Source organism: Arenibacter sp. P308M17 (assembly GCF_003426735.1).
In the GTDB taxonomy this organism is placed as follows: Bacteria; Bacteroidota; Bacteroidia; order Flavobacteriales; family Flavobacteriaceae; genus Arenibacter.
This window is the reverse complement of the sequence record NZ_QVON01000001.1, coordinates 122,262-143,279: the sequence shown is the minus strand read 5'-3', so window position 1 is coordinate 143,279 and position 21,018 is coordinate 122,262. Positions and strand designations below refer to the sequence as shown.

General features: G+C 40.8%; 22 protein-coding genes. 8 read left to right on the top strand and 14 right to left on the bottom strand.

Going from position 1 to position 21,018, the window contains the following annotated elements; genetic code table 11:
- Positions 1–274 precede the first annotated feature (274 nt).
- Positions 275–442 carry a hypothetical protein gene (locus tag D0S24_RS20970; protein WP_181937997.1) on the bottom strand — a complete coding sequence of 56 codons (168 nt, stop codon included), beginning with the start codon at positions 440–442 and terminating at the stop codon, positions 275–277.
- Positions 443–948: 506 nt separating this feature from the next.
- Here D0S24_RS20970 and D0S24_RS00660 point away from each other — a divergent pair.
- The 3 genes from D0S24_RS00660 to D0S24_RS00645 all read left to right on the top strand — a co-directional run bounded on the left by D0S24_RS00660 (position 949) and on the right by D0S24_RS00645 (position 4,730).
- Positions 949–1,659: an endonuclease/exonuclease/phosphatase family protein gene (locus tag D0S24_RS00660; RefSeq protein WP_117017941.1), complete on the top strand. Its 711-nt coding sequence runs from the start codon at positions 949–951 to the stop codon at positions 1,657–1,659.
- Positions 1,660–2,006: 347 nt separating this feature from the next.
- Entirely contained in the window at positions 2,007–2,741 is a 735-nt protein-coding gene (locus D0S24_RS00650) for a LytTR family DNA-binding domain-containing protein (RefSeq protein ID WP_072859978.1), read from the top strand.
- 9 nt (positions 2,742–2,750) lie between these two features.
- Positions 2,751–4,730 carry a tetratricopeptide repeat protein gene (locus D0S24_RS00645; RefSeq protein ID WP_117017939.1) on the top strand — a complete coding sequence of 660 codons (1,980 nt, stop codon included), beginning with the start codon at positions 2,751–2,753 and terminating at the stop codon, positions 4,728–4,730.
- On the opposite strand, the gene D0S24_RS00640 is transcribed toward D0S24_RS00645, so the two are convergent.
- Positions 4,720–5,292 carry a DUF3109 family protein gene (locus D0S24_RS00640; RefSeq protein WP_117017938.1) on the bottom strand — a complete coding sequence of 191 codons (573 nt, stop codon included), beginning with the start codon at positions 5,290–5,292 and terminating at the stop codon, positions 4,720–4,722. The two genes, D0S24_RS00645 and D0S24_RS00640, sit on opposite strands and share 11 nt — an antisense overlap.
- Positions 5,293–5,442: 150 nt before the next feature.
- Here D0S24_RS00640 and D0S24_RS00635 point away from each other — a divergent pair, with 150 nt between their 5' ends.
- The gene (locus D0S24_RS00635; RefSeq protein ID WP_117017937.1) at positions 5,443–6,021 is read left to right on the top strand and encodes a MarC family protein; all 579 of its coding nucleotides are present in this window, start codon (positions 5,443–5,445) and stop codon (positions 6,019–6,021) included.
- Positions 6,022–6,033: 12 nt separating this feature from the next.
- Positions 6,034–6,237 (top strand): hypothetical protein, encoded by a 204-nt coding sequence (locus D0S24_RS00630; protein WP_117017936.1) that lies wholly within the window; start codon positions 6,034–6,036, stop codon positions 6,235–6,237.
- A 27-nt stretch (positions 6,238–6,264) separates the two neighbouring features.
- Here the strand turns inward: D0S24_RS00630 and D0S24_RS00625 are convergent, their stop codons facing one another.
- The 4 genes from D0S24_RS00625 to D0S24_RS00610 form a co-directional block, all read right to left on the bottom strand.
- The gene (locus tag D0S24_RS00625; protein WP_117017935.1) at positions 6,265–7,890 is read right to left on the bottom strand and encodes a S41 family peptidase; all 1,626 of its coding nucleotides are present in this window, start codon (positions 7,888–7,890) and stop codon (positions 6,265–6,267) included.
- An 18-nt stretch (positions 7,891–7,908) separates the two neighbouring features.
- The gene (locus D0S24_RS00620) at positions 7,909–8,343 is read right to left on the bottom strand and encodes a dCMP deaminase family protein (protein ID WP_117018543.1); all 435 of its coding nucleotides are present in this window, start codon (positions 8,341–8,343) and stop codon (positions 7,909–7,911) included.
- A gap of 193 nt (positions 8,344–8,536) precedes the next feature.
- Positions 8,537–9,121 (bottom strand): HupE/UreJ family protein, encoded by a 585-nt coding sequence (locus D0S24_RS00615; protein WP_117017934.1) that lies wholly within the window; start codon positions 9,119–9,121, stop codon positions 8,537–8,539.
- A gap of 36 nt (positions 9,122–9,157) precedes the next feature.
- Entirely contained in the window at positions 9,158–9,895 is a 738-nt protein-coding gene (locus tag D0S24_RS00610) for a TerB family tellurite resistance protein (RefSeq protein WP_117017933.1), read from the bottom strand.
- A 136-nt stretch (positions 9,896–10,031) separates the two neighbouring features.
- Here D0S24_RS00610 and D0S24_RS00605 point away from each other — a divergent pair, with 136 nt between their 5' ends.
- From D0S24_RS00605 to D0S24_RS00595, 3 genes are all read left to right on the top strand, one after another.
- A complete protein-coding gene (locus tag D0S24_RS00605) occupies positions 10,032–10,442 on the top strand; it encodes a BrxA/BrxB family bacilliredoxin (protein WP_117017932.1) in 411 nt (136 codons plus the stop codon).
- Positions 10,443–10,523: 81 nt separating this feature from the next.
- The gene (locus D0S24_RS00600; protein ID WP_117017931.1) at positions 10,524–11,261 is read left to right on the top strand and encodes a 1-acyl-sn-glycerol-3-phosphate acyltransferase; all 738 of its coding nucleotides are present in this window, start codon (positions 10,524–10,526) and stop codon (positions 11,259–11,261) included.
- Positions 11,258–11,914, top strand: a complete 657-nt coding sequence (locus tag D0S24_RS00595) for an HD domain-containing protein (RefSeq protein WP_117017930.1) — start codon at positions 11,258–11,260, stop codon at positions 11,912–11,914. Before D0S24_RS00600 ends, D0S24_RS00595 begins: the two co-directional genes overlap by 4 nt.
- 114 nt (positions 11,915–12,028) lie before the next feature.
- On the opposite strand, the gene D0S24_RS00590 is transcribed toward D0S24_RS00595, so the two are convergent.
- From D0S24_RS00590 to hemH, 8 genes are all read right to left on the bottom strand, one after another.
- The gene (locus D0S24_RS00590; RefSeq protein ID WP_117017929.1) at positions 12,029–12,232 is read right to left on the bottom strand and encodes a hypothetical protein; all 204 of its coding nucleotides are present in this window, start codon (positions 12,230–12,232) and stop codon (positions 12,029–12,031) included.
- Between the two features lie 119 nt (positions 12,233–12,351).
- Positions 12,352–13,425 (bottom strand): PA0069 family radical SAM protein, encoded by a 1,074-nt coding sequence (locus tag D0S24_RS00585; RefSeq protein WP_117017928.1) that lies wholly within the window; start codon positions 13,423–13,425, stop codon positions 12,352–12,354.
- A 477-nt stretch (positions 13,426–13,902) separates the two neighbouring features.
- Entirely contained in the window at positions 13,903–15,474 is a 1,572-nt protein-coding gene (locus D0S24_RS00575; protein WP_251795668.1) for a hypothetical protein, read from the bottom strand.
- Between the two features lie 23 nt (positions 15,475–15,497).
- The gene (locus D0S24_RS00570) at positions 15,498–16,280 is read right to left on the bottom strand and encodes an enoyl-CoA hydratase/isomerase family protein (RefSeq protein WP_117017924.1); all 783 of its coding nucleotides are present in this window, start codon (positions 16,278–16,280) and stop codon (positions 15,498–15,500) included.
- A 66-nt stretch (positions 16,281–16,346) separates the two neighbouring features.
- Positions 16,347–17,771 carry an ATP-binding protein gene (locus tag D0S24_RS00565; protein WP_117017922.1) on the bottom strand — a complete coding sequence of 475 codons (1,425 nt, stop codon included), beginning with the start codon at positions 17,769–17,771 and terminating at the stop codon, positions 16,347–16,349.
- A 116-nt stretch (positions 17,772–17,887) separates the two neighbouring features.
- Positions 17,888–18,439, bottom strand: a complete 552-nt coding sequence (locus D0S24_RS00560) for a CopD family protein (protein ID WP_117017920.1) — start codon at positions 18,437–18,439, stop codon at positions 17,888–17,890.
- A gap of 145 nt (positions 18,440–18,584) precedes the next feature.
- Entirely contained in the window at positions 18,585–19,967 is a 1,383-nt protein-coding gene (locus tag D0S24_RS00555) for an MATE family efflux transporter (protein WP_117017919.1), read from the bottom strand.
- Complete coding sequence (gene hemH, locus D0S24_RS00550) at positions 19,967–20,998, bottom strand: ferrochelatase (protein WP_117017917.1); 1,032 nt, start codon at positions 20,996–20,998, stop codon at positions 19,967–19,969. The genes D0S24_RS00555 and hemH overlap by 1 nt, the downstream gene beginning before the upstream one ends.
- Positions 20,999–21,018: the final 20 nt, after the last annotated feature.

The following is a 21,018-nucleotide window of genomic DNA, read 5'->3' as shown; positions in this document are numbered from 1 at the left end:
TGTGAATTACTGGAATCGGAACCATGACTTTAGGTAGTTCCCCCGAAACCTAAAGATTGTCTGAATTCCAAAACCTACAAGTTGATTGCGTTTTTCAAATTTACATCAACATCCTTCGGAAAATTTTGCAACAATAACATGCTGGCATAAAAAATCCTAAAGGACCGCACTTTTTTTGGTAGTTATTTTTACTTATTTATAGTTATGGTCATTGAATACACTTGATTATTAAATACTACGTATAGATTCCTGACAGAGGAACAATACTACCCCCTCAATACCTCCTGCCTGTCACGGTCTTATTATCCACTAAGGACCTATTGGCATCCCCCTGGTGTTCCACCAAATTGTTTTCTTGGGAAGTTACTGCCTTATTGTCCGTAACAACAGCTATGGTAAGGACTACAACTAAAACAATAAAAAAAGCTATACATTTATTCATCACCTTGGGTTTTGGCACTACACGCTATTAGGTTAAACATCATCCCCCTATATCATTAGGTAACCGTTGAATCAAATGTATATGAAATGCAAGCGCCCATGCCCCCCAAATGTGTAAATGGTAAAAATTCCTGTATAAATGACATATGTCAAATTCTGGGGGGATCCGATTCCGTAAATCATTATACTTCTTATCCCTATCACAACAGACTTTGAACCTTGAACCTGATGCCTTGAACCTTGTATATCGCGTCTTTCACCGATGATTTTGGGATTTTAACGAATCCCCGATCCCGAAAGCCAATATTTCCTAACTTAGAAGGTCAATGACCAACTTTTGGTTGTAGTACTCCCCCGTTGCACACCCGCGAAAATTTTTAATGATCAACAGAATGTAAAGTACGCTACAAGGTGCTGATGAACCATACATAAAACAGGTATATTGGGTACGAGTTATTGTATTCGTGTGTTGGCTATAACTGTGGACGACACAACAACAAAGACTGAATGAAAATAATCACTTGGAATTGCAATATGGCTTTCCGTAAAAAAGCGGAATTTATTCTGACGGAACAGCTTGATATTCTAATTGTTCCTGAATGTGAAAGCCCCGATAAATTGATTTTCAAAAATGAAGTCACCAAACCCTCTGACTTATTTTGGTATGGGAAGAACCTAAACAAGGGAATTGGCGTTTTTTCATATTCAGATTTTAAAATTGAACTTTTGAGTATTCATAATCCTGATTTTAGATATGTATTACCACTGTCAGTGAGCAACCACAAAATCAACTTTACAATCTTTGCAATTTGGGCACAGAAGCCTGAAAAACACGACTGTTATACAGAGCAAGTTTGGAATGCTGTACATTTTTACAACGAACTATTGGACAACGATAATATTATTCTTATCGGAGATTTTAACAGCAGTTCAATTTGGGACAAACCGAATAGGGTTTATAATCATTCAAACCTTGTTGACTTTTTGAAAAACAAAAATATTAGGAGCACTTACCATACTTTTAATAATGAAGAACAAGGAGAAGAAACTGCACCGACTTTATTTATGCATAAAAAATTAGAAAGACCATATCATATTGATTTTTGCTTTGCTTCAAATGACCTAATTGACAAAATGGAATATGTGGAAATTGGTAATTATGAAAGTTGGATAAAGCATAGCGACCACAAACCCTTGACAGTGAAATTTGAACTTTGACAATTGAAAAGCAGCAAGTCGAGTAGGCAAAGGGGAATCTCACCCCTAAACCTCTCAAAGAACCTTAGGTAGGCACTAGCTTGCCATTGGTTTCAATCCCTTCCGTCTTCTCCTCCTTGGGTCGGAGAAGCCACCTTCCCTTGCCAAGGGAAGGAGCTTTAGTCACGTCAATATGAACTTGCTTATTGAATTTTGGGGCCCATCTAGCTCCCCCTCCTTGGGAGGGGGCTGGGGGGAGGTCAATCTTAATCCAATATCCGCCAACTATACTCAATTCAATTCCATTGACACAAAATATGAAACCCATAACGAACAATATTTCTAATTTTGACTATCTTTCCTGAACTATGTTAGAAGCAGTTTTAGTAGACGACGAAATTAAAGCCCTGCAGAGCCTTTCCTGGGAGCTGACCAACTTTAGCGATGAAATTAAAGTGGTCGCCTCCTTCACAGATCCTTTTGAGGCTTTAAAATATTTGGAACAATACCCTCCGGATTGTTTGTTCCTGGACATAGAAATGCCCACTATGGACGGATTTCAATTTATTCAGAAATTACAGAACAAGGAATTTCCGGTCGTCATTACCACTGCCTATAACCAATACGCCATAAAAGCCCTAAAGAACGAGGCCATAGATTATCTTCTAAAGCCAATAGATACGGACGATTTAAATGCTACTATTGCCAAAATAAAGAAGTTCAACAGCAAAAATTATACCGCCGAAAAACTAGAGAAAATTTTGTTGAAGTTCAATTCCGATTCCCTTCAAAAAAAGATTACCATAAATACGGACGGAAAATTGTTGTTCCTACAAAGCGATGAAATTCTTTTTGCAGAATCCGACGGCAATTACAGTACCTTATTTTTAAGTGACGGACAAAAAATTTTACTTACCAAAAAATTAAAGGAAGTAAACCAGATACTGCCCAAGGATACCTTTTTTAGAATTCACAATTCCTTTATCATCAACCTAAATAAAATAAAGGAATTCCTTAAAACAGATGGGTATGTCATTTTACAATCCAACCATAAAATACCTGTTTCAAGACAGAAAAAGTCGGACTTTCTAGATTTAATATAATCTAACCCTATGCATTTTCCCTCCTTCATTCTTTCTATCTTTGCTCGACTTCCATTCTTTAAAATAGGCAGCTTCTTTTTTTTTTTAGTTTTTACCACCCTTTCAATTTCCAGGACCAATGCCCAGGAAGTTTCCGAAGAATTTAAAAGGATAGCGGATAGCCTTATAAAGGCCACCCCGATAACCTATCAAGAATTGGATTCCGTATTGAAGCCAAAAAGAAGTGACACTACTTACATGCGCTTTTTTGACATTGAATCTGCCAGGAAAAAATATTTCGTGGGGGAATCCTACGCCTTAAACCAGCTTGGAAGAAAATACAGGGATATTTCCAATTATTCCAAGGCCATTGTACTCCATAAAAAGGCATTGCAAGCCGCCGTGGACGCCAACAACCTGGAATTCCGGGTATACAGTTTAAATATGTTGGGCGTGGTCTATAGAAGAAGCGATGCCATTAAAATAGCCTTGGATTACAACCAGGAGGCCTTGGAATTGGCGGAGTCCGAAGAGAATCCTTCGGACGGACTAAAACGAAGTATAAATGTTTCCCTGAACAGCATAGGGAACCTGTATTCCATCCTGAAACAATACGATATTGCCATTGCCCAATTTAAAAAATCGATGGCATTGGAAAAAGAGCTGGGCAATAAGTTGGGCCTGGCCATAAACTATCAAAATATTGGGGAATGTCTGGAATATAAGGGCGAATTGGAAGAGGCACTACACTACTACAAAACCTCCTTGGACTACAATAACGAAATTGATAGCGATAAGGGCAGGGTTATATGTAAAAATAGTATTGCCCAGATCTATATTAAGCAAAACAAATTAAAACAGGCATTGGATATCCTTGAGCCCAACCTGATGGCTGCTGAGACCATGGGCGATATGACCATCATAGCTGCCATAAACATTAACCTTGGATGGGCATTAATGGAGTTGAAACAATATACGGAATCCGAAAAATACCTGGTGACCGGACTGGAAATGTCCAAAAAACACCATTTACCAAGTTATATTGCCAATGCCTATAATTACTTATCAAAATTACATACCTATAAGGGGGAATACAAAAATGCCTTGGAATACTACCAAATGGCAGAGAAATTTAACGAAGAAATCAATAGTGAGGTCAACCGCCGTTATATCAACGATTTGATCATCAAATACGAAACCGAAAAAAAAACCAGTCAGATAGACGCCCTGGCCAGGGAAAACGAATTCATGAACCTGCGGCTTCGCAAGAAAACGAATACTCTGATCATTGGCGCATTGGGGATGGCCCTTTTAACTTTTATCCTATACATACTATATAGGCAAAAAGAACTAAAAAATGAAAAACAGATCCTAACGTTGGAGCAAAGTATGTTGCGCAGCCAGATGAACCCCCATTTTTTGTTCAATTCCCTAAATTCGATCAAACTATATATTATTAATAATGAAAAGAAGAATGCGGTACACTACCTTAATAAATTTTCCAAATTGGTCCGCAAAATTCTAGAAGCCTCCTCTTTAAAGGAAATTTCCTTGGCCGATGAATTGGAGACCATTGAACTTTACATGAATATTGAAAATATTAGGTTTTCACACGAGATAAATTTTTCAATACGGGTAGACGAATCCATTGATGAGCATACCGTTAAGATCCCATCGTTGATCCTACAACCTTTTCTGGAAAATGCGCTCTGGCACGGACTATCCTCAAAAGAGGGGGAAAAGAAAATCCAATTGCACGTAAGCAGGGAAAATGAAAAATTTATTCTAATAAGCATCACCGATAACGGGGTAGGGCGGGAAGCCTCGGAAAGAATAAAGGAAAGTAAAATTTTGAAGCGAAAGTCCATTGGCATCGATATTACCAAGGAAAGGCTGGCCAATTTCTCCAAAGACTACGAAAATTCCTTTCAGGTGGAAATAATAGATTTGTATGATTCCAATAATGTGGCTTTGGGTACCAAAGTGGTCCTGCACCTACCTACCTACTAGTATGCTCCAAGGCAATCTGTTCCAATTCGGAATACCATTTCTTTCCAAACTTGCGAATCAAGGCTTCCTTTACAAATTTATAAATTGGCACCTTAAGTTCCTGGCCCAAAGAACATGCGGGGTCGCAAATTTCCCATTTATGATAGTTCACTGCGGTAAGTTCCGAATACTCACGTACACGAATGGGGTATAAATGACAGGAAACTGGCTTTTTCCATTTAGTGGCGCCTTGATTATAAGCCTCCTCCAGCCCGCATTTTGTAATACCTTTGTCATCAAAAATTACATAGGCACATTCACTTCCATTTACCAGGGGTGTTTCCCACTCACCATCCTCCCCGCGAATAAAGGCCCCTTGTTTTTCTATTTCAGCAATGCCTTCAGGCCTTAAAAAGGGTTTTACCCTACTATAGATATCTACCAAAATCTCCGTTTCCCTATCCTCCAAGGGCGCTCCGGCTTCCCCATCTACACAACACGCGCCTTTACAGGCATTTAAATTACAGACGAAATCGTTCTCTATAATTTCCTCCGATACTATTGTTTTTCCAAGTTGGAACATACCGCTCTATTAGGCAACAAATATAATTCTTTAAGGGATATATTTTCTTTTAAATAAATCCAAATGCCCCTAATTAAACGTAAATTTGCCGCATCTTGGTACAGAAATGTGAAACCATTCAGTTAGAAACCAGGGGTATATTTTTTAATTATGGAATTCCATTTTAATTTTCGGGAAATAGTTACTGCCAGTATGGTACTTTTTGCAGTAATAGATATCATAGGGAGTATTCCGATCATCATATCCTTAAGGAACAAGGTAGGGCATATCCAATCCGGTAAAGCGTCCATTGTTTCCGCTTGTATCATGGTGGCCTTTTTGTTTGTTGGGGAGGAGATCCTAAACTTAATAGGCATTGATGTCAACTCTTTTGCCGTTGCCGGGTCTTTTATAATCTTCTTTTTGGCCATAGAAATGATTTTGGGAATCACCCTATATAGGGATGATCAGCCCGAAAGCGCCTCCATAGTACCCATTGCCTTCCCCTTAATTGCCGGGGCGGGTACGGTAACCACCTTACTTTCATTAAGGGCCGAATACCACGTAGAGAATATTATAGTTGCCATTATAATAAATGTTATTTTTGTATACTTGGTCCTAAAGTCCTCCAGACGTATAGAGCGTATTTTGGGTAAAAACGGACTCAATGTAATCCGAAAAATATTTGGTGTTATTCTTTTGGCCATCGCCGTAAAGCTTTTTACCTCGAATATCAACCAGTTATTTTAAACTAGCCGAACAATGAACAAAATTGTAATCGTAATACTCATAGTACTTGGGTTGGGTTTAATAGCCTATAATGTAACCCTGGTGGATTTTAAGGCCCCTTTTCAGGGAAACAGTATAATTGCGTTGATAGGAATAATGGCCGCCCTTTGTGCCATAGCCCTTTTACTGATTTACAGTACTTCCAAAAAAATCCAGAAAAAAATTGAACAGGATTGATCGGGGCCCAGTTTCCTGTCCATTCTACTAGTTAGTAGCTTCGATTTTATCTGCCGCCTGTTGTTTGATGGTAGGTGTATCCAGTTCCAGCACTTTCTTTAACATATCGTCCCCCCCACTTTTTATTTTGGCATAGACATTGGGATCGAACAACTGTTCTGCCAAGGTTGCCTTAATATATAGTTTTATCCTTTCCTCGAAAGCATAGAAGTCCAGTTTAATGGTATTCGCCAGACAATAATCTATAAATGCCTCGAAAAGAATATCATCCACCCTAAAGGTATTGATAAATTCTTCCTTGGTATAGCCTTTATATTGGGCCCTGTTGCCATCCAAATGCTCAAACACGAAATAGGACAAAAAGCCCATACTTTCCATGCTCTCCAAATATTCCGATTCATTGGAGCCAATGGGAACAAAAACATCCGGGATAATACCCCCTCCCCCATAGACCACTTTGCCATTGGGGGTTTTAAACTTTAGTGAATCGGCCACTTTAATACTGTCAACGGAAATTAGTTCCCCGTTATGATAACGATCGGTAAATTTCTGATAATAGTCCTTGTTCCCCTTATCGTAGGATTTCTGAATGGAACGTCCCGTAGGGGTGTAATATCGGGATACGGTCAAACGCACGGCAGAACCATCCCCCAGATCCATTTCACGCTGTACCAAACCCTTGCCAAAGGACCGTCGTCCTACTATGGTACCTATATCATTATCCTGTAGGGAACCTGCTATGATCTCGCTGGCCGAGGCCGAGCGCTCATTGATCAATACATACACGGGTTTATCCTCAAAATCCCCTTTTTTGGTGGCAAAGACCTTATCTATCTTTCCCCTTTTGTTTTTGGTAAACAAAATCAATTTCCCATCTGCCAGAAATTCATCCGCCATTTGTTCGGCAATCCCCAGATATCCACCAGGGTTGTCCCTTAGGTCCAAGGTCAATTTCTTTGCCCCTTGGGCCTCCAATTTCCTTAATGCCGCCTTAAATTCCTTATAGGTTGATTCGGCAAAACGATTTACCTTGATATAGCCCATATCCTTGGTAAGCATAAAGTAGGCGTCAACACTTTTTATGGGAACCACATCCCGTTTAATATTTACGCTAAAGGTCCTATTGTCATCCTTTCTGTACACCTGTAATTTTACCGGAGATCCTTTTTCCCCTTTTAGTTTATTTACAATAACATCATTTCCAATATTTTGGCCAAATAGGGTATCCCCGTCAGCCATAAGAATTTTATCTCCGGACTGAAGTCCTTTCCGGTCGCTTGGCCCCCCCTCAATGGTCCTGATTACTGATAAGGTATCTTTATACATATGAAAACTAACCCCTATCCCCACAAAATCCCCCTTCATGTTTTCCGAGACCTTATCCATTTCCTGTTTGGGGATATACACCGAATGTGGGTCCAATTTTTCCAAAATATTGTTTACGGTAACATCTACAATACTATCCGTATTTATATCATCTACATATTCGTAGTCTATATAATCTATTAATCTATTTAGTTTGTCCTTTTTTGAATTGGTAGTGAACAGCCTCTCTGGAGAATCATTAAAATTCAATTTTCCGCCCACAAATATACCCACGGCCAAAGCCAGGGCAATTATTGTGGGCCATATATAAGAATTATTTCTCTTCATAATGATTCAAAATGCAGTTTACCCATTTACAATAATGGGCAGGTGAACGAGCTGTACTCCAGCTTTTTCAAGAAATTGCAAGCCGGAGTTATCCTTATAAGCTGTCTGATATACTACACGTTTTATGCCAGACTGATGTATTAATTTACTACATTCCTTGCAAGGGGATAGTGTTATATACAAGGTGGCACCCTCACAGGATTGGGTGGAGGAGGCCACCTTGGATATGGCATTGGCTTCGGCATGAAGTACATACCATTTGGTATATCCATCTTCATCCTCACAAATATTCTCAAAGCCTGTTGGAGTCCCATTGTAACCATCCGAGATAATCATCCTATCCTTTACAATTATTGCCCCTACCTGCTTGCGCTTGCAAAAAGACAGTTTGCCCCATTCACTGGCCATTCGTAGATATGCCTTATCGTACTTTTCCTGTTTACGTTCCTTCATCCGTAATTTTCCCATTAATTCGGATCCCTATTCCCCTTATAAAATGTTCTAGGCCCCATTGGATCACCTTTACAAAGGTAAGTGAACTTTTTGTTGAAAATATTAGGGAATGGGGAATAAAAAACTTTTCCTTATCAAGAATATAACTCCCTATAACCCATCCCCCCCTAAAAAGTTACAATGTAGCCAAACCCTACCAGGGAAACGTTGCAATCAACATTGGTATTGTAATGAAGAGAATAATAATCGACATTACTTGGGCAAATAAGGGTTGTTTTACCGCTAATAAGGCCCTAGCCATATAATTAAGACACAATACTGCTAGAAGGATCAATATTTGGGAAAATTCTATTCCTGTGGCAAATCCCAATAAAGGGGATATCTTTTCAACTTCCCCAGCCATCAACATCTTAAAGTAATTGGAAAACCCGAAACCATGAACAAGGCCAAAAAATCCGGTGGCTACACTATATAGGACCATATTCCTATGCTCCGCAGGTTTAGTGGATTGGATGATGTTGTGTACGGCAGTAAAAAAAATAGTTATGGGTATCAAAAACTCGATCAACCCAACATCAACGACCAATATCCCAAAGACCGAGAGTGCCAGGGAGGCGCAATGCGCAATTGTAAAAATAGTAGCCAGTAGCACAATTTTTTTCCAGTTCGAAAAGGTAAACGGAACGGACAGGGCTGCCAGGAACAAAATATGGTCATAGGCTTCCAAATCCAAAACATGTTCCAATCCCATCTGAATATAAAACCAAAAATTTTCCATTGTCCAGAATAAAATTTAGATTAATTTATTGGTGTCCTAAAGACCTCTTTCCTGTTGAATGATCTCATAGGCCTTTTGAACCTCTTTAAACTTTTCTTCGGCCCCTCTCTTAATAGCTTCGTTTTCAGTATTTACCCTATCCGGATGATACTTTTTGGCCATAGTCCTATAGGCCTTTTTAACTTCCTCATTGGTCACCGATTTTTCAATTTCCAATATTTTGTAAGCATTATCGGCAGATTTGACGAACATGGCCTTAATACTTTCAAAATCGATCTGGCTTACCCTGAAATATCCTGCTATTTCTGAAATCTTATCGATTTCTGCCGGACGCAAGGTACCATCCGCCTGGGCTATCCCGAACAAAAAATGCAATAGTTGAAGCCTTACCTCATATCTGGTACGTTGGTTTAGATAGTTGCATATACGCTCGGCAGAGACTTCCCTTTTTTTAACAACCTCATTAAAGGTCCTGAAAATAGCATTGGCCTTGTCCTTGCCATAAGTACTTACAAAATATCGCCTTACATAATCCATCTCGGTCTGGGTAACGGACCCATCGGCCTTAATGACAATGGAACATAGGGAAAGCAAATTGATCTCAAAATCGGCAGGAGATACATTTTGCTGGGCAATATCCCTAAAAACAGAACGTCCCCCACCACTCCCAGAGCTTTTCAAATTATCGAAAAAGCTACCAATAACAAATCCCAGTATAGCCCCAGGGAACCTAAAGACATAATACCCCAATATTGCGGCAAACCATTTAATCATATTTGTTTTAAATTTTGGCAAAGATATAATTTTAAGGTACAATAGAAGGTCTAATGAAAAGTTAAGGTATATAGTTGGGATATTTTAAATTGTTATCTTTGAAAACTTTATCTTTAATCAAATAAAAAATATACGTATGTATCCTGCAGAATTAATAAAACCTATGAGACAAGATTTGGCAATTGCCGGTTTTGAAGAACTATATACGGCCGATGCGGTTGCAAGTGCCCTTGAAAAAGAAGGGACTACTTTGGTAGTGGTCAATTCCGTTTGTGGTTGCGCTGCTGCCAATGCAAGACCCGCAGCAAAAATGAGTCTTCAGAATGCAAAAAAACCAAACCATTTGGTAACCGTTTTTGCCGGGGTGGACACCGAGGCCGTTAATGCCGCTAGGAACGCCATGGTTCCTTTTCCGCCATCTTCGCCAAGCATGGCCTTGTTCAAGGACGGGGAACTGGTGCATATGATAGAGCGTCACCATATAGAAGGTAGGCCTGCAGAGGTGATTGCGGAGAATTTAATGGAGGCTTACAATGAATTTTGTTAATGCGGCATTTCCCCATTAATATTCCATAAATATTCTTGACCGAAACCGCTTTGTAAAAGGGCGGTTTTTTATTTTTGTAGTATGCAAAAAGTATTGGCATTTCCCTTGTCTGCCCTTTACCTCATATTGTTTGGGTCCACATTGCTGCTGTTCCATCCAGTTCAATGGATCTGCTTCAATTGGTTCGGCTATAATGCACACAGAAAAAGTGTTGCCCTGCTGAACCTCTGCCTGTTGCGCTGCACCCATGTACTTGGCACACGTTATTCCTTTAACAATCCACAAAATATACCAACTGATAGGCCTGCCATTATTGTGCTCAACCATCAGAGTATGCACGATATTCCCCCTATTATTTGGTATATGCGAAAACATCATCCCAAATTTGTAAGTAAAATGGAATTGGGCAAAGGAATACCGAGTGTTTCCTATAACCTAAGGCATGGGGGGTCTGTACTCATAAATAGAAAGGATAGTAGACAGTCCCTGGCGCAAATTGCAAAACTGGGCAGCTATATTGAAAAACACAATCGTTCCGCGGTAATTTTTCCCGAAGGCACCAGAAGTAAGACCGGACATCCCAAAAAATTCCACACTACCGGCCTAAAGATCCTATTAAAAAAGGCCCCTTCGGCCATAATCATCCCCATTAGTATCCATAATTCCTGGAAGATGCTGAAATATGGCAAATTTCCCTACGGACTTGGTAATCACATTAGCTTTGAAGTGCACAGGCCATGGGAAAACACGGGAGAGGTGGAAGAACTTATAGGAAACATTGAAAAAACAATTACCAAGGCCTTAATTAAATCTGCATGACCAATACCCAAATCGTTGAAGAAACTATTGCTTTTGTTAAAGAAACGTTGAAGGGAGCCGAAGGAGGACACGATTGGTTCCATATACAACGCGTCTTTAAGAATACCCTTCTTATTGCAAAAGATGAAAAGGTAGATGTACTGGTCGTTAGCCTTGGGGCTTTGCTGCACGATATAGCGGATGCAAAGTTTAATAATGGGGACGAAACCGTGGGGCCTAAAATGGCATCCGAATTTTTGACTTCCTTAGGGGTAAAGAAAAAAATTGTGGAACATGTGGTAAAAATTATTGAAAATATCTCCTATAAATCCAGTTTGGGTACAAAGAAACTATTTACTTCCAAAGAACTGCAGGTGGTACAGGATGCCGATCGCTTGGATGCCATTGGTGCCCTTGGAATTGCACGTGCCTTCAACTACGGCGGGTTTAGGAATAGGGAACTTTATAACCCGGAAATTGCCCCCAACCTACAAATGACCAAGGAGGAGTACAAAGCATCAAAGGCACCCACCATAAACCATTTTTATGAAAAATTACTGCTCCTAAAAGACAAAATGAATACGGAAACCGGCAAGGAACTAGCTAAAAAAAGGCACCAATTTATGCTGGAATACTTAAAACAGTTCTATAAGGAATGGAACGGGAATGCTTGATATTCAAAACAAATACCTTTTGATATAATTTAAATCGCCTGCTTAGGGGATATTTGCCTATTCCCAAACTTATTTTTAATAATCCCTCCAAGATTACATAGTACATGACAAAATTTAATTCCCTAAAATTCTGCTCAATTCTTGCCCCTCCCGATAGGGACTATCGGAAAGGGATTTTTTGTAAACTTTTTCCCTGATCCCTCCGTCCCCCCTTGGCGGGACACCTCCCTTTGAAAAAGGGAGGAGCATTTTTTCAGCTCCCCTCTTTACCAAAGAGGGGTGGCCAACTTGTTGGATGGGGAGATTCTGTTTCCCCATATAACTTTATGCTATATCCAAAGGCACTAACCTCATTCCTCCTTCCGCTATCGGGACTAAAGCAACCTTATTAAGACGATTTTTCTCATGTACTAAACCAAGATTATTAAAACCTGGTGTTAAAATAACTTCAACTGCCCTCCCTTATAGGTTTCGTACAGCTCCGTATTGAGTTTTGGAAAGACTTTGTCCTTGAAATACTTTTGTCGCGCCAAATGGGCCACATCCTTAATTTGTTGGGCTATTTTGCCCTCACCTCTGCTACGGGTCCCAAAGCGACTGTCGTTTAGGGAGCCCCCATGGCAGTCCTTTATCTGCTGCAATACTTTATTGGCCCTGTCGGGCAGGGTCTTTCTTATCCAATCCTCAAATATTTGGCCTATGGCACCATTAAGCCTAACCACGGTAAACCCAAAGGAAAGCGCTCCGGCCTGGGATACGGCGTTGGCCAAATTAAGTATTTCATGACTGTTTATCCCCGGTATTATAGGGGCCAACATGGCATTTACCGGAATATTGCTCTCGGACAATTGCCGAATGGTCTCCAATCGTTTTTTAATGGTGGCCGTCCTAGGTTCCAGGATGCGCCGGGTGTCTTCGCACAAAGTGGTTACGGATATATTCACCCCTATCAAATTTTCCCGAGCCAATTGGGTCAGGATATCCAGATCCCTTATTATCAGTGCATTTTTGGTAATTATCCCTACAGGATGACGATACCTTAGAAATACTTCCAAGCATGCCCTAGTAATCCCAAATTGATGTTCCGCAGGCTGGTAACAGTCCGTATTCCCGGATAGGACAATGGTAGCGGCCTTCCAACTCTTACTTTTCAATTTGGCTTCCAATAGGACAGGGGCATCCTTTTTAACCAAAATTTTGCGTTCAAAATCGAGTCCGGCACTATAGCCCCAATATTCATGGGAATTTCTAGCATAGCAATAAATACATCCGTGCTCGCAACCCTGATAAGGATTCATGGAATAACCCATACCCACATCGGGACTATCCACCTTATTTACAATGGTCTTTGGGAAAATGGGAAGATATTGTGTCTTGTTGCGATCCGATATTTCCCCTTCCACGCGACAGAATTCAAGGAAATCGTCCCTTAATTCGTTCGAAAATTCGGAAAATCTATTGTTCGTATTTTTTTGGGCACCGCGGCCCTTAATATATTCTTGTTCTTTCAAAATATAGGATTTAATCCAAAATTATGGATTATTTCCAATATTTTATCATTTACATTTGTTAAATAACAGACCTATCTTTGAGTAAAGGCACGAGGCAGTGGGCAGTGTTCAGTAAACAGTTTTCAGTAGGCAATTTTTGCCATTGTGCTTATTGCCAATTGCTTAGGGCTTACCACTTACTGCCTACTTATCATCCGGTCCTTGCCCGCAGATATATAATTTTATTTCATTGCTAAGTACATGACAAAATCGTCTTAACAAGGTTCATCGGAAAATCCGCTTTACCCCAAACCCTAAAGCCTGCCTGTCCGGTAGGCAGGGGAGCCTGATTTTCCTTGATTTCTCCCCTGCCCGACTACTTCGTTCCCGTCCGTACCGGAACGGGCGGACAGGCGGGCTTTTGGGTTGGGGTCAAAATTGAGGAAAATCTTGCGATATGGAATTTTGTCATGTACTAAAAATTTATTGCATATTGGTTTAGTTATTGGAGCCATTAATATCCACTCTTACCAATTGCTTTTTGGATCCCCTTTTGGCATAAAACAGCATATTGCTGTTTTCCTTATCTATTAATGGCATGGAAACCATTAAGGGGAGTCGCGCTTCATGATCATCTATTACCTTTTCATAACTTATCTTTCCCTCCCTGTCCAATTGGATCATAAACACATTTCTGTTGCGGCTAAGGCCCTGTTTAAAAATCAGCCTTTCCCCACTTAACAATTGTGGGTTTTCCGCTGCCGTGCTGATCAAATAATACGTATTGTCGCCACTGGCACAAGAACTGTATGAGGCATATGCCCCGTCTCCCTGGGTCACCTCCGACTTGTTGATATTTCTTGCCCATATGATCTCTCCTTCCGGATTTAATTTGGCGCTGACAATATCATTGTAATGAAACCTTTCGATCTGCACCCTGGAACCGGTTGGATCCTGCTGTACACTGGAAGTAACGAAGTACTCCTCTGCATTAAAAAGAATGGAATTATCCTTTGTAACGCTTACGTTCTTAAAAATTAAATTTTTAATTTCCGTATCCTCTTCCCTACCAAACTTATCCTCCATAAACTGTTGGGAAAACGCATTGTATTTCTTTGCCTTGACATCCAGGGAGTTCCTATCCAGTTCAAAATAGGCCAACCCATTATACCTATTGTCCTTTCTGTCCGCATAAAAACCAATACAGATCAATTTATCATTTAGGATGATGGGCTTTAGGGCCTCTGAAAATTTACCGGGGTCGTCAAAAGTCTGTGTAAGGGCACCGTCCTTGGCCACCTTTAACAATTCGTATTGAAATCTGCGTTCCGTGGCCGCGAAGCGCTTCTTTTTATAATAGGCTTTACCAACCAGGTATACCTGGTTTAAATCTTTTGAAGTAACCATATTTTCAAAGGCATAGTTCTTTTCCTCTATTTCCGCAGAAAAATCATACTCCATGAGTTTGTTCAGGCTACTGTTAAATAGATAAACAAAATGTTTCTCATCTTTCCCTTTCTTATAGTGGGTACTGATGGCAAAAGCGGATTTGTCCTCATTGAAAAAAGTTGTAGTAGAAAACCCTGATGAAAAATTCCTCTTGTAGTAATTGTGGTCCAAAGGCTGGTTTACCTGTTGGGAGGGTATGGAAAGAATGGTCTCTTCCGTAAAATTAAAATTGTCCATTGGACTGCTATGTACCACGTAATCATAGGCACCCTTGCGAAGATCGTAGTTCAGGAACAAAATATTAAGTTGTCCGTTCCTAACAAATGCATTTACAAAATCGGGGCCCTTTAGCTTGTAATTGTGTTCCCCTATCAGCTGCAGTTCTTTGTTATAATGTTCAATAAAATATCCTTTCGGCTTCAGGATGATACCGGTATAATAGGAACGCACCAATATGGAACCTCCCATTCCATCATTTAAAATTTCTAGAAGGTTGGAATATTTATACCTATCGTTATATTTTTCTCCAAAACTATATTCAACGGGCAACTGTTGTGCCCGAGACAGAAAAAAAAAGCATAAAAGGAAACATGGCAACATCAATTTTTTCCCAACATCCATAACAAATAATTTAAGGGTTGTTTTTAAGCACCCGGAAAATTGGCCTTTCTTTTTTCCCTGAAAGCAGTGGTTCCCTCCTTAAAATCCGAAGTACCAAAACAACTGCCAAAAGCCTCTATTTCTACCTTATACCCGTTAATACTATTGTTAAAACCAGCATTTATCGCTTTTATTGCATAACTAATGGCCACAGGAGAATTATTCGATATCTTACCTGCAAATTTCATACATAGGTCCATAAGATGTTCCTGCTCTACCACATAGTTGACCAAGCCGAACCCAAGGGCTTTGGCAGCATCGATCATGCCCCCTGTTAAGATCATTTCCATGGCCCTGCCCCTCCCAATAAGTTGTGGTAGGCGCTGTGTTCCCCCATAACCTGGTATAACGCCTAGGGAAACTTCGGGAAGTCCCATTCTGGCATTATGGCTGGCCACCCTGAAATGACAGGCCATAGCCAATTCTAGGCCACCTCCCAAGGCGAATCCGTTTACAGCGGCTATGACCGGCGTGGATAGGTTCTCTACAAAATCGAACAATTTCTTTTGTCCTTTTGAGGCCAGTTTTCCCCCTTCCTTCTCCGAGAAATGGGCAAACTCGGAAATATCGGCCCCTGCCACAAACGCCTTCTCGCCACTTCCCGTTAAAATAATCACCTTTACATTTTTATCCTTCTCCAAATCTTTAAATGCATGGTGCAGTTCTTCAATAGTGGCCTTATTAAGTGCATTTAATTTGGTAGGCCTATTTATGGTGATAATGGCCACCTCCCTGTCTGTAGTAATAAGTACGTTTTCAAATTTCATAGCTCAAATTAATTTTCATTTCATATTGTCTAAACATTGCCTATTTGCTTTCTTGCCTATATGGATTTATCTATGTGTACCTACTTTTGCGATGGGAAACCGCACTGTAAAAACGGTTCCCTTAGCCGGTTCGGAAACAAAACTGATGCTTCCTTTATAAGTTTCCACAATATTTTTGACCATCCCAAGACCAAGGCCCATACCACTTGTCTTGGTGGTAAATTTAGGTTCGAACACCCTTTCCTTGGACTCCATGGAGATTCCCATACCATTGTCTTTCACGGTCATTTTCACAAAATCCCCCTCTCTGGAGACGGTTACCAAAATATGGGGAGTATCGACATTAACAATCGCCTGGGTAGCATTTTTAACCAGGTTGGTAACTACTCTAATTAATTGTGTACGATCCAATTTGGCTATTATTTCCTCTTCATCGGAAGAAAAATGAATATAGTTTTCATCAAAAATATCCACCGCCATTTTTACGATCTCCACCACATTTAAGGTCTCGTTCTGCTGGGCGGGCATATTGGCAAAGTTGGAAAATGCAGAAGCTATACTGCTCATGGTATCAATCTGCTGAATCAGTGTTTTTGAAAACTCCGAAACTTTTTTTGCAATATCCGGATCATCGGGGTCGAACTTTCGTTCAAAACTCTGCACGCTTAGACGCATAGGGGTAAGCGGATTTTTAATTTCATGGGCCACCTGTTTTGCCATTTCGCGCCATGCCTGTTCCCTTTCCCCTTTGGCCAGTTTGGCCGCACTTATCTCCAGCTCGTCTATCATTGCGTTATAGGAGGTAATCAACTTCCCAATTTCCTCGCTAGGGTTCTCCACAATAATCTTTTCGTTCCTCTTGGTGAGGTCGGTCTTGTTTAATCTGTCCGAAATGGTCTGTAAGGACCTGGTGATATATTTGGAAATAAAATAGGCAAGTCCAATAGCCAAGAGCATCAAAAGTAAATAGGCTCCAGTAAGCCTCAACAGTATTTCCCTTAATTCCTTGTCATTAAAAGAATTATCCTCAAAATAGGGAAGGTTTAAAATCCCCACATGTTTAAACCTTTTGTCGTTTATGTAGGAATAGGACGCCTGATAACTATAGCCAGATGCCGATTTCTTTTCCACGTACCTATTTGTGGGGGCAACGGCCAATTTATTCAACACTTCCGCATCCAAACATGTGGAAATAGAGTCTACTTCAAACTTGGGTCTGGAACTCTTAATTAACTGGCCCTGAAGATCATAAATATTAAAGTTAATATTCTGTACCAAGGCAATCTCATAGATTTCATCCCTAAAAATATGGCCGAGATTTTCTGTTGTTACGGGATAGGTGGTCTTTTGAAGCACTAAATCTATGCTCTGTTTGACCTGCTCCTCCTTTCGTTCCATACGTTCCGAATGGTAATCCCTATTTTGCTCACTGTATTGGTATATAGTTACGGATGCAATTAGAACAAACGCAATCACCACCCAAAAAATCATGGAGATAAAAATCCGGGAACGTAAGGAAAAGATTCTGAACAATTGAAATCTATTTTAAATCTTAAAGGTAACAATTATCAGGCCAAAACAGATACCGATTTAAGGGCAAGAAGCGCTTAGGCTTCCGGATTTTTTTCGCGGATCCGCTTGTAAAGCCGGATACCAAGCATTAAAAGTACTCCTAGGACAATAATACCGACAACCCCAAAAATCCAATTGAAGGTACCTTTCAAAATCACCAAGAAAACCACTGCAAACAAAATCAAGGTAGCCCCTTCGTTCCATACCCGCATAAATTTGGAGGTATAATTTACCTCATCGCGCTGCAACTGCTTAAAGATCCGGTGATTTTTTAGATGGTAGGCTATCAGTAACAGTACAAAGACAAGTTTTATATGCATCCACGGCTGTTGCAGCCAGGCAGGATACAAAACCAACAACCATACCGCAAAGAAGGTGGCCAAGACCGCGGATGGCCATGTAATGATAAACCACAATCTCTTGGCCATCAACTTTAGTTGATTGGTAAGGATTTCCCTTTCCGGCGAAGGTTTTTTATCCGCTTCTATATGATATATGAACAAGCGGGGTATATAGAACAATCCCGCAAACCAGGTTACCACAAAAATGAGGTGCAAGGATTTTATATAATTATAATAGTCGCTCATGCCATGTCTCTTGTTCCGTAAAGATAATGGACGGATTTCTGAAAAACTAATATAAAGCTCATCTTACTATAGAACGGGTATGGTCTAACAGGGTACGGGCGCGACACGCGTACCAGCGCTGGATTTTTCGGTAATGTTCATAACTTTATTCCGGAACCAACTCTTTCCTCACCTCTTTCCTCAAAAAATAACCGGTAACAAGGGTGGCCAGGACATCGGCAATGGGGAAGGAGATCCAAACGCCCAGCTCTCCCAAGTAATTGGGTAAAATTAAAATGATCGGTATAAAAAAGAAGCCCTGCCGGCTTAAGGTCAATAATAATGCCGGTACGGCCTTCCCTATGGCCTGAAAATAAGCCGCCCCGATCAACTGAATGGCTATAATGGGGGTCGCCGCAAAGACCCATCGCATGGCCGAGGGGGTGTGTTCCAAAACATAGGAATTCATAGCCAGTTCGGAGGCCGACATATCCGGCCGGTTGCTCAAAAACAGGGCGGCAATCTCAGCAGGGAATATCATGAGCCCTACAAACACCACAAATGCCAGGCCGGCAGCGTATAGGATGGCGGTATTGATCGACTCCCGTACCCTTTGGTATTTTTTTGCTCCATAATTAAATCCTGCAATGGGCAGAAATCCCTGTGTAACCCCAAAAACAGGGAACAGGGCAAACATGAGCATCCTACCTATAATGGCATAGACGGCAATCATTGCCTCTCCTCCCAGACCAAAGAGGATGTTGTTCATCAATAAATAGATCAGGCTAATTACGGCCTGCCTGGATAAGGTAACAAAACCCAAAGCACCTATTTCCCTTAAGATGGGACCATGAAATCCAAAATGGGACCATTTTAGTTTAAGTTCGGAATTCTTGGAAAGAAAAAAATAGAGGATATAGGCAAAACAAAGAAAATAGCCAATAGTCGTTGCCCAGGCCGCCCCTTCCATTCCCCAGTCAAGGACATAGATAAAAATATAATCCATCAATAGGTTCCCCACCGAGGGAATGATCATGGCATTCATGGCAAACCTGGGCTTGCCCTCGGCCCTAATTACGGTATTCCCCATCATGCATAAGGCCAAAAACGGAACCCCATAAAGAACAATGATATAATAGATCTTTGCCGGCCCAAAAATATCCCCTTTACCACCAAAGGCCGGAATAAGGCTATTTACATAATACAGCCCCAAAACCACCATAACAATGGTGACCAAAAGCGTTAGGGCTATTTGGTTCCCAAAAGTCTTTAAGGCCTTCTCCCTGTTATTTTCCCCTAAGGCACGTGAAATAATACTGGAACCCCCGATCCCAATAGCCATTCCGAGGGCCCCGATAAAAAAGGAGACCGGCAGCACCACATTGATGGCTGCAATGGCAATGGAACCGATCCAGTTGCCAACAAAAATAGAGTCGACCAGTACGTTCAAGGACATGACCAAAATACCTATTGAAGCCGGTACTGCCTGTTTTACCAGCAACTTTCCTATAGGTTCACTGCCCAACTGTCCTGAGGAAACATGGGCCATTACAGGGGAAGTATTTCTTTAGTCTGCCAATCCCCGATCCACTTCACCATTAAATTTACCCATTCCTCCTTATCGTTAAGGCAAGGTATATGCTTGTAATCTTCCCCTCCTGCTTCCTGGAACTGATGTTTCCCTTCCATGGCAATCTCCTCCAAGGTTTCCAAACAATCGGCAACAAAGGCCGGGGTAATTACTGCCAAACGCTTAATCCCCTCTTTCCCAAATCGCTCAAATTCAAAGTCGGTATAAGGCTTTAACCAGGGATCATTGGGCAATCTGGACTGAAAGGAAAGACTTACCCTATCATCGGATAGGTTGAGTTTCTCCTTTACCAACCGCGTCATTTCATAACACTGGTGGCGATAGCAGGTATGGTGGGAGACCGAATTGGTCTTACAGCAACTTTCATCTATCTTGCAATGAAATTTTGTTGGGTCGGACTTCCTTATATGCCTTTCGGGTATCCCGTGGTACGAAAATAAAATATGATCGTATTCAAAACCATTTAACCCTGTGGCAATACTATCAGAAAGTACCTCAATATAATCTTTGTTATTATAGAAGGCCGGAAGGGTTGTTATTTTCATCTTGGGAAAAAACCCGTCCTTGACCTGCATGGTCTTTACCACCACGGTTTCATAGGAGGACATGGCATAATGCGGATATAATGGAACCAGCAGCACCTCATCTACCCCTTTTTCGGACAGTTGCCCCAAGGCGTTCTTGATCGTCATACTTCCATAACGCATCCCCAGGGCTATCGGAATTTCACTTTGGGCCTTTACCTTATCGGTAAATCGTTCAGAGATCACTACCAGGGGCGATCCCTCATCCCACCATATCTTTTGATAGGCTTCGGCCGACTTTTTAGGTCTGGTCTGCAGAATAATTCCGCGGACTATAATATTCCTTAACCAATTGGGGACATCTATCACCCTTTCATCCATTAAGAATTCATCCAAATAAGGCTTAACGTCCTTAGGTGTGGGACTATCCGGGGAACCTAAGTTTACCAACAAAACTCCTTTCATTTTTCCTTTTTATCAATTTA

Coding starts and splice junctions, on each gene's coding strand:
- D0S24_RS00635 (WP_117017937.1), top strand. CDS start 5,443: ATGGAATTCCATTTTAATTTTCGGGAAATAGTTACTGCCAGTATGGTA.
- D0S24_RS00605 (WP_117017932.1), top strand. CDS start 10,032: ATGTATCCTGCAGAATTAATAAAACCTATGAGACAAGATTTGGCAATT.
- D0S24_RS00630 (WP_117017936.1), top strand. CDS start 6,034: ATGAACAAAATTGTAATCGTAATACTCATAGTACTTGGGTTGGGTTTA.
- D0S24_RS00570 (WP_117017924.1), bottom strand. CDS start 16,280: ATGAAATTTGAAAACGTACTTATTACTACAGACAGGGAGGTGGCCATT.
- D0S24_RS00645 (WP_117017939.1), top strand. CDS start 2,751: ATGCATTTTCCCTCCTTCATTCTTTCTATCTTTGCTCGACTTCCATTC.
- D0S24_RS00555 (WP_117017919.1), bottom strand. CDS start 19,967: ATGGCCCATGTTTCCTCAGGACAGTTGGGCAGTGAACCTATAGGAAAG.
- D0S24_RS00595 (WP_117017930.1), top strand. CDS start 11,258: ATGACCAATACCCAAATCGTTGAAGAAACTATTGCTTTTGTTAAAGAA.
- D0S24_RS00660 (WP_117017941.1), top strand. CDS start 949: ATGAAAATAATCACTTGGAATTGCAATATGGCTTTCCGTAAAAAAGCG.
- D0S24_RS00625 (WP_117017935.1), bottom strand. CDS start 7,890: ATGAAGAGAAATAATTCTTATATATGGCCCACAATAATTGCCCTGGCT.
- D0S24_RS00565 (WP_117017922.1), bottom strand. CDS start 17,771: ATGATTTTTTGGGTGGTGATTGCGTTTGTTCTAATTGCATCCGTAACT.
- D0S24_RS00575 (WP_251795668.1), bottom strand. CDS start 15,474: ATGGATGTTGGGAAAAAATTGATGTTGCCATGTTTCCTTTTATGCTTT.
- D0S24_RS00650 (WP_072859978.1), top strand. CDS start 2,007: ATGTTAGAAGCAGTTTTAGTAGACGACGAAATTAAAGCCCTGCAGAGC.
- D0S24_RS00615 (WP_117017934.1), bottom strand. CDS start 9,121: ATGGAAAATTTTTGGTTTTATATTCAGATGGGATTGGAACATGTTTTG.
- D0S24_RS00620 (WP_117018543.1), bottom strand. CDS start 8,343: ATGAAGGAACGTAAACAGGAAAAGTACGATAAGGCATATCTACGAATG.
- D0S24_RS00640 (WP_117017938.1), bottom strand. CDS start 5,292: ATGTTCCAACTTGGAAAAACAATAGTATCGGAGGAAATTATAGAGAAC.
- D0S24_RS00610 (WP_117017933.1), bottom strand. CDS start 9,895: ATGATTAAATGGTTTGCCGCAATATTGGGGTATTATGTCTTTAGGTTC.
- D0S24_RS00560 (WP_117017920.1), bottom strand. CDS start 18,439: ATGAGCGACTATTATAATTATATAAAATCCTTGCACCTCATTTTTGTG.
- hemH (WP_117017917.1), bottom strand. CDS start 20,998: ATGAAAGGAGTTTTGTTGGTAAACTTAGGTTCCCCGGATAGTCCCACA.
- D0S24_RS20970 (WP_181937997.1), bottom strand. CDS start 442: ATGAATAAATGTATAGCTTTTTTTATTGTTTTAGTTGTAGTCCTTACC.
- D0S24_RS00590 (WP_117017929.1), bottom strand. CDS start 12,232: ATGGGGAAACAGAATCTCCCCATCCAACAAGTTGGCCACCCCTCTTTG.
- D0S24_RS00600 (WP_117017931.1), top strand. CDS start 10,524: ATGCAAAAAGTATTGGCATTTCCCTTGTCTGCCCTTTACCTCATATTG.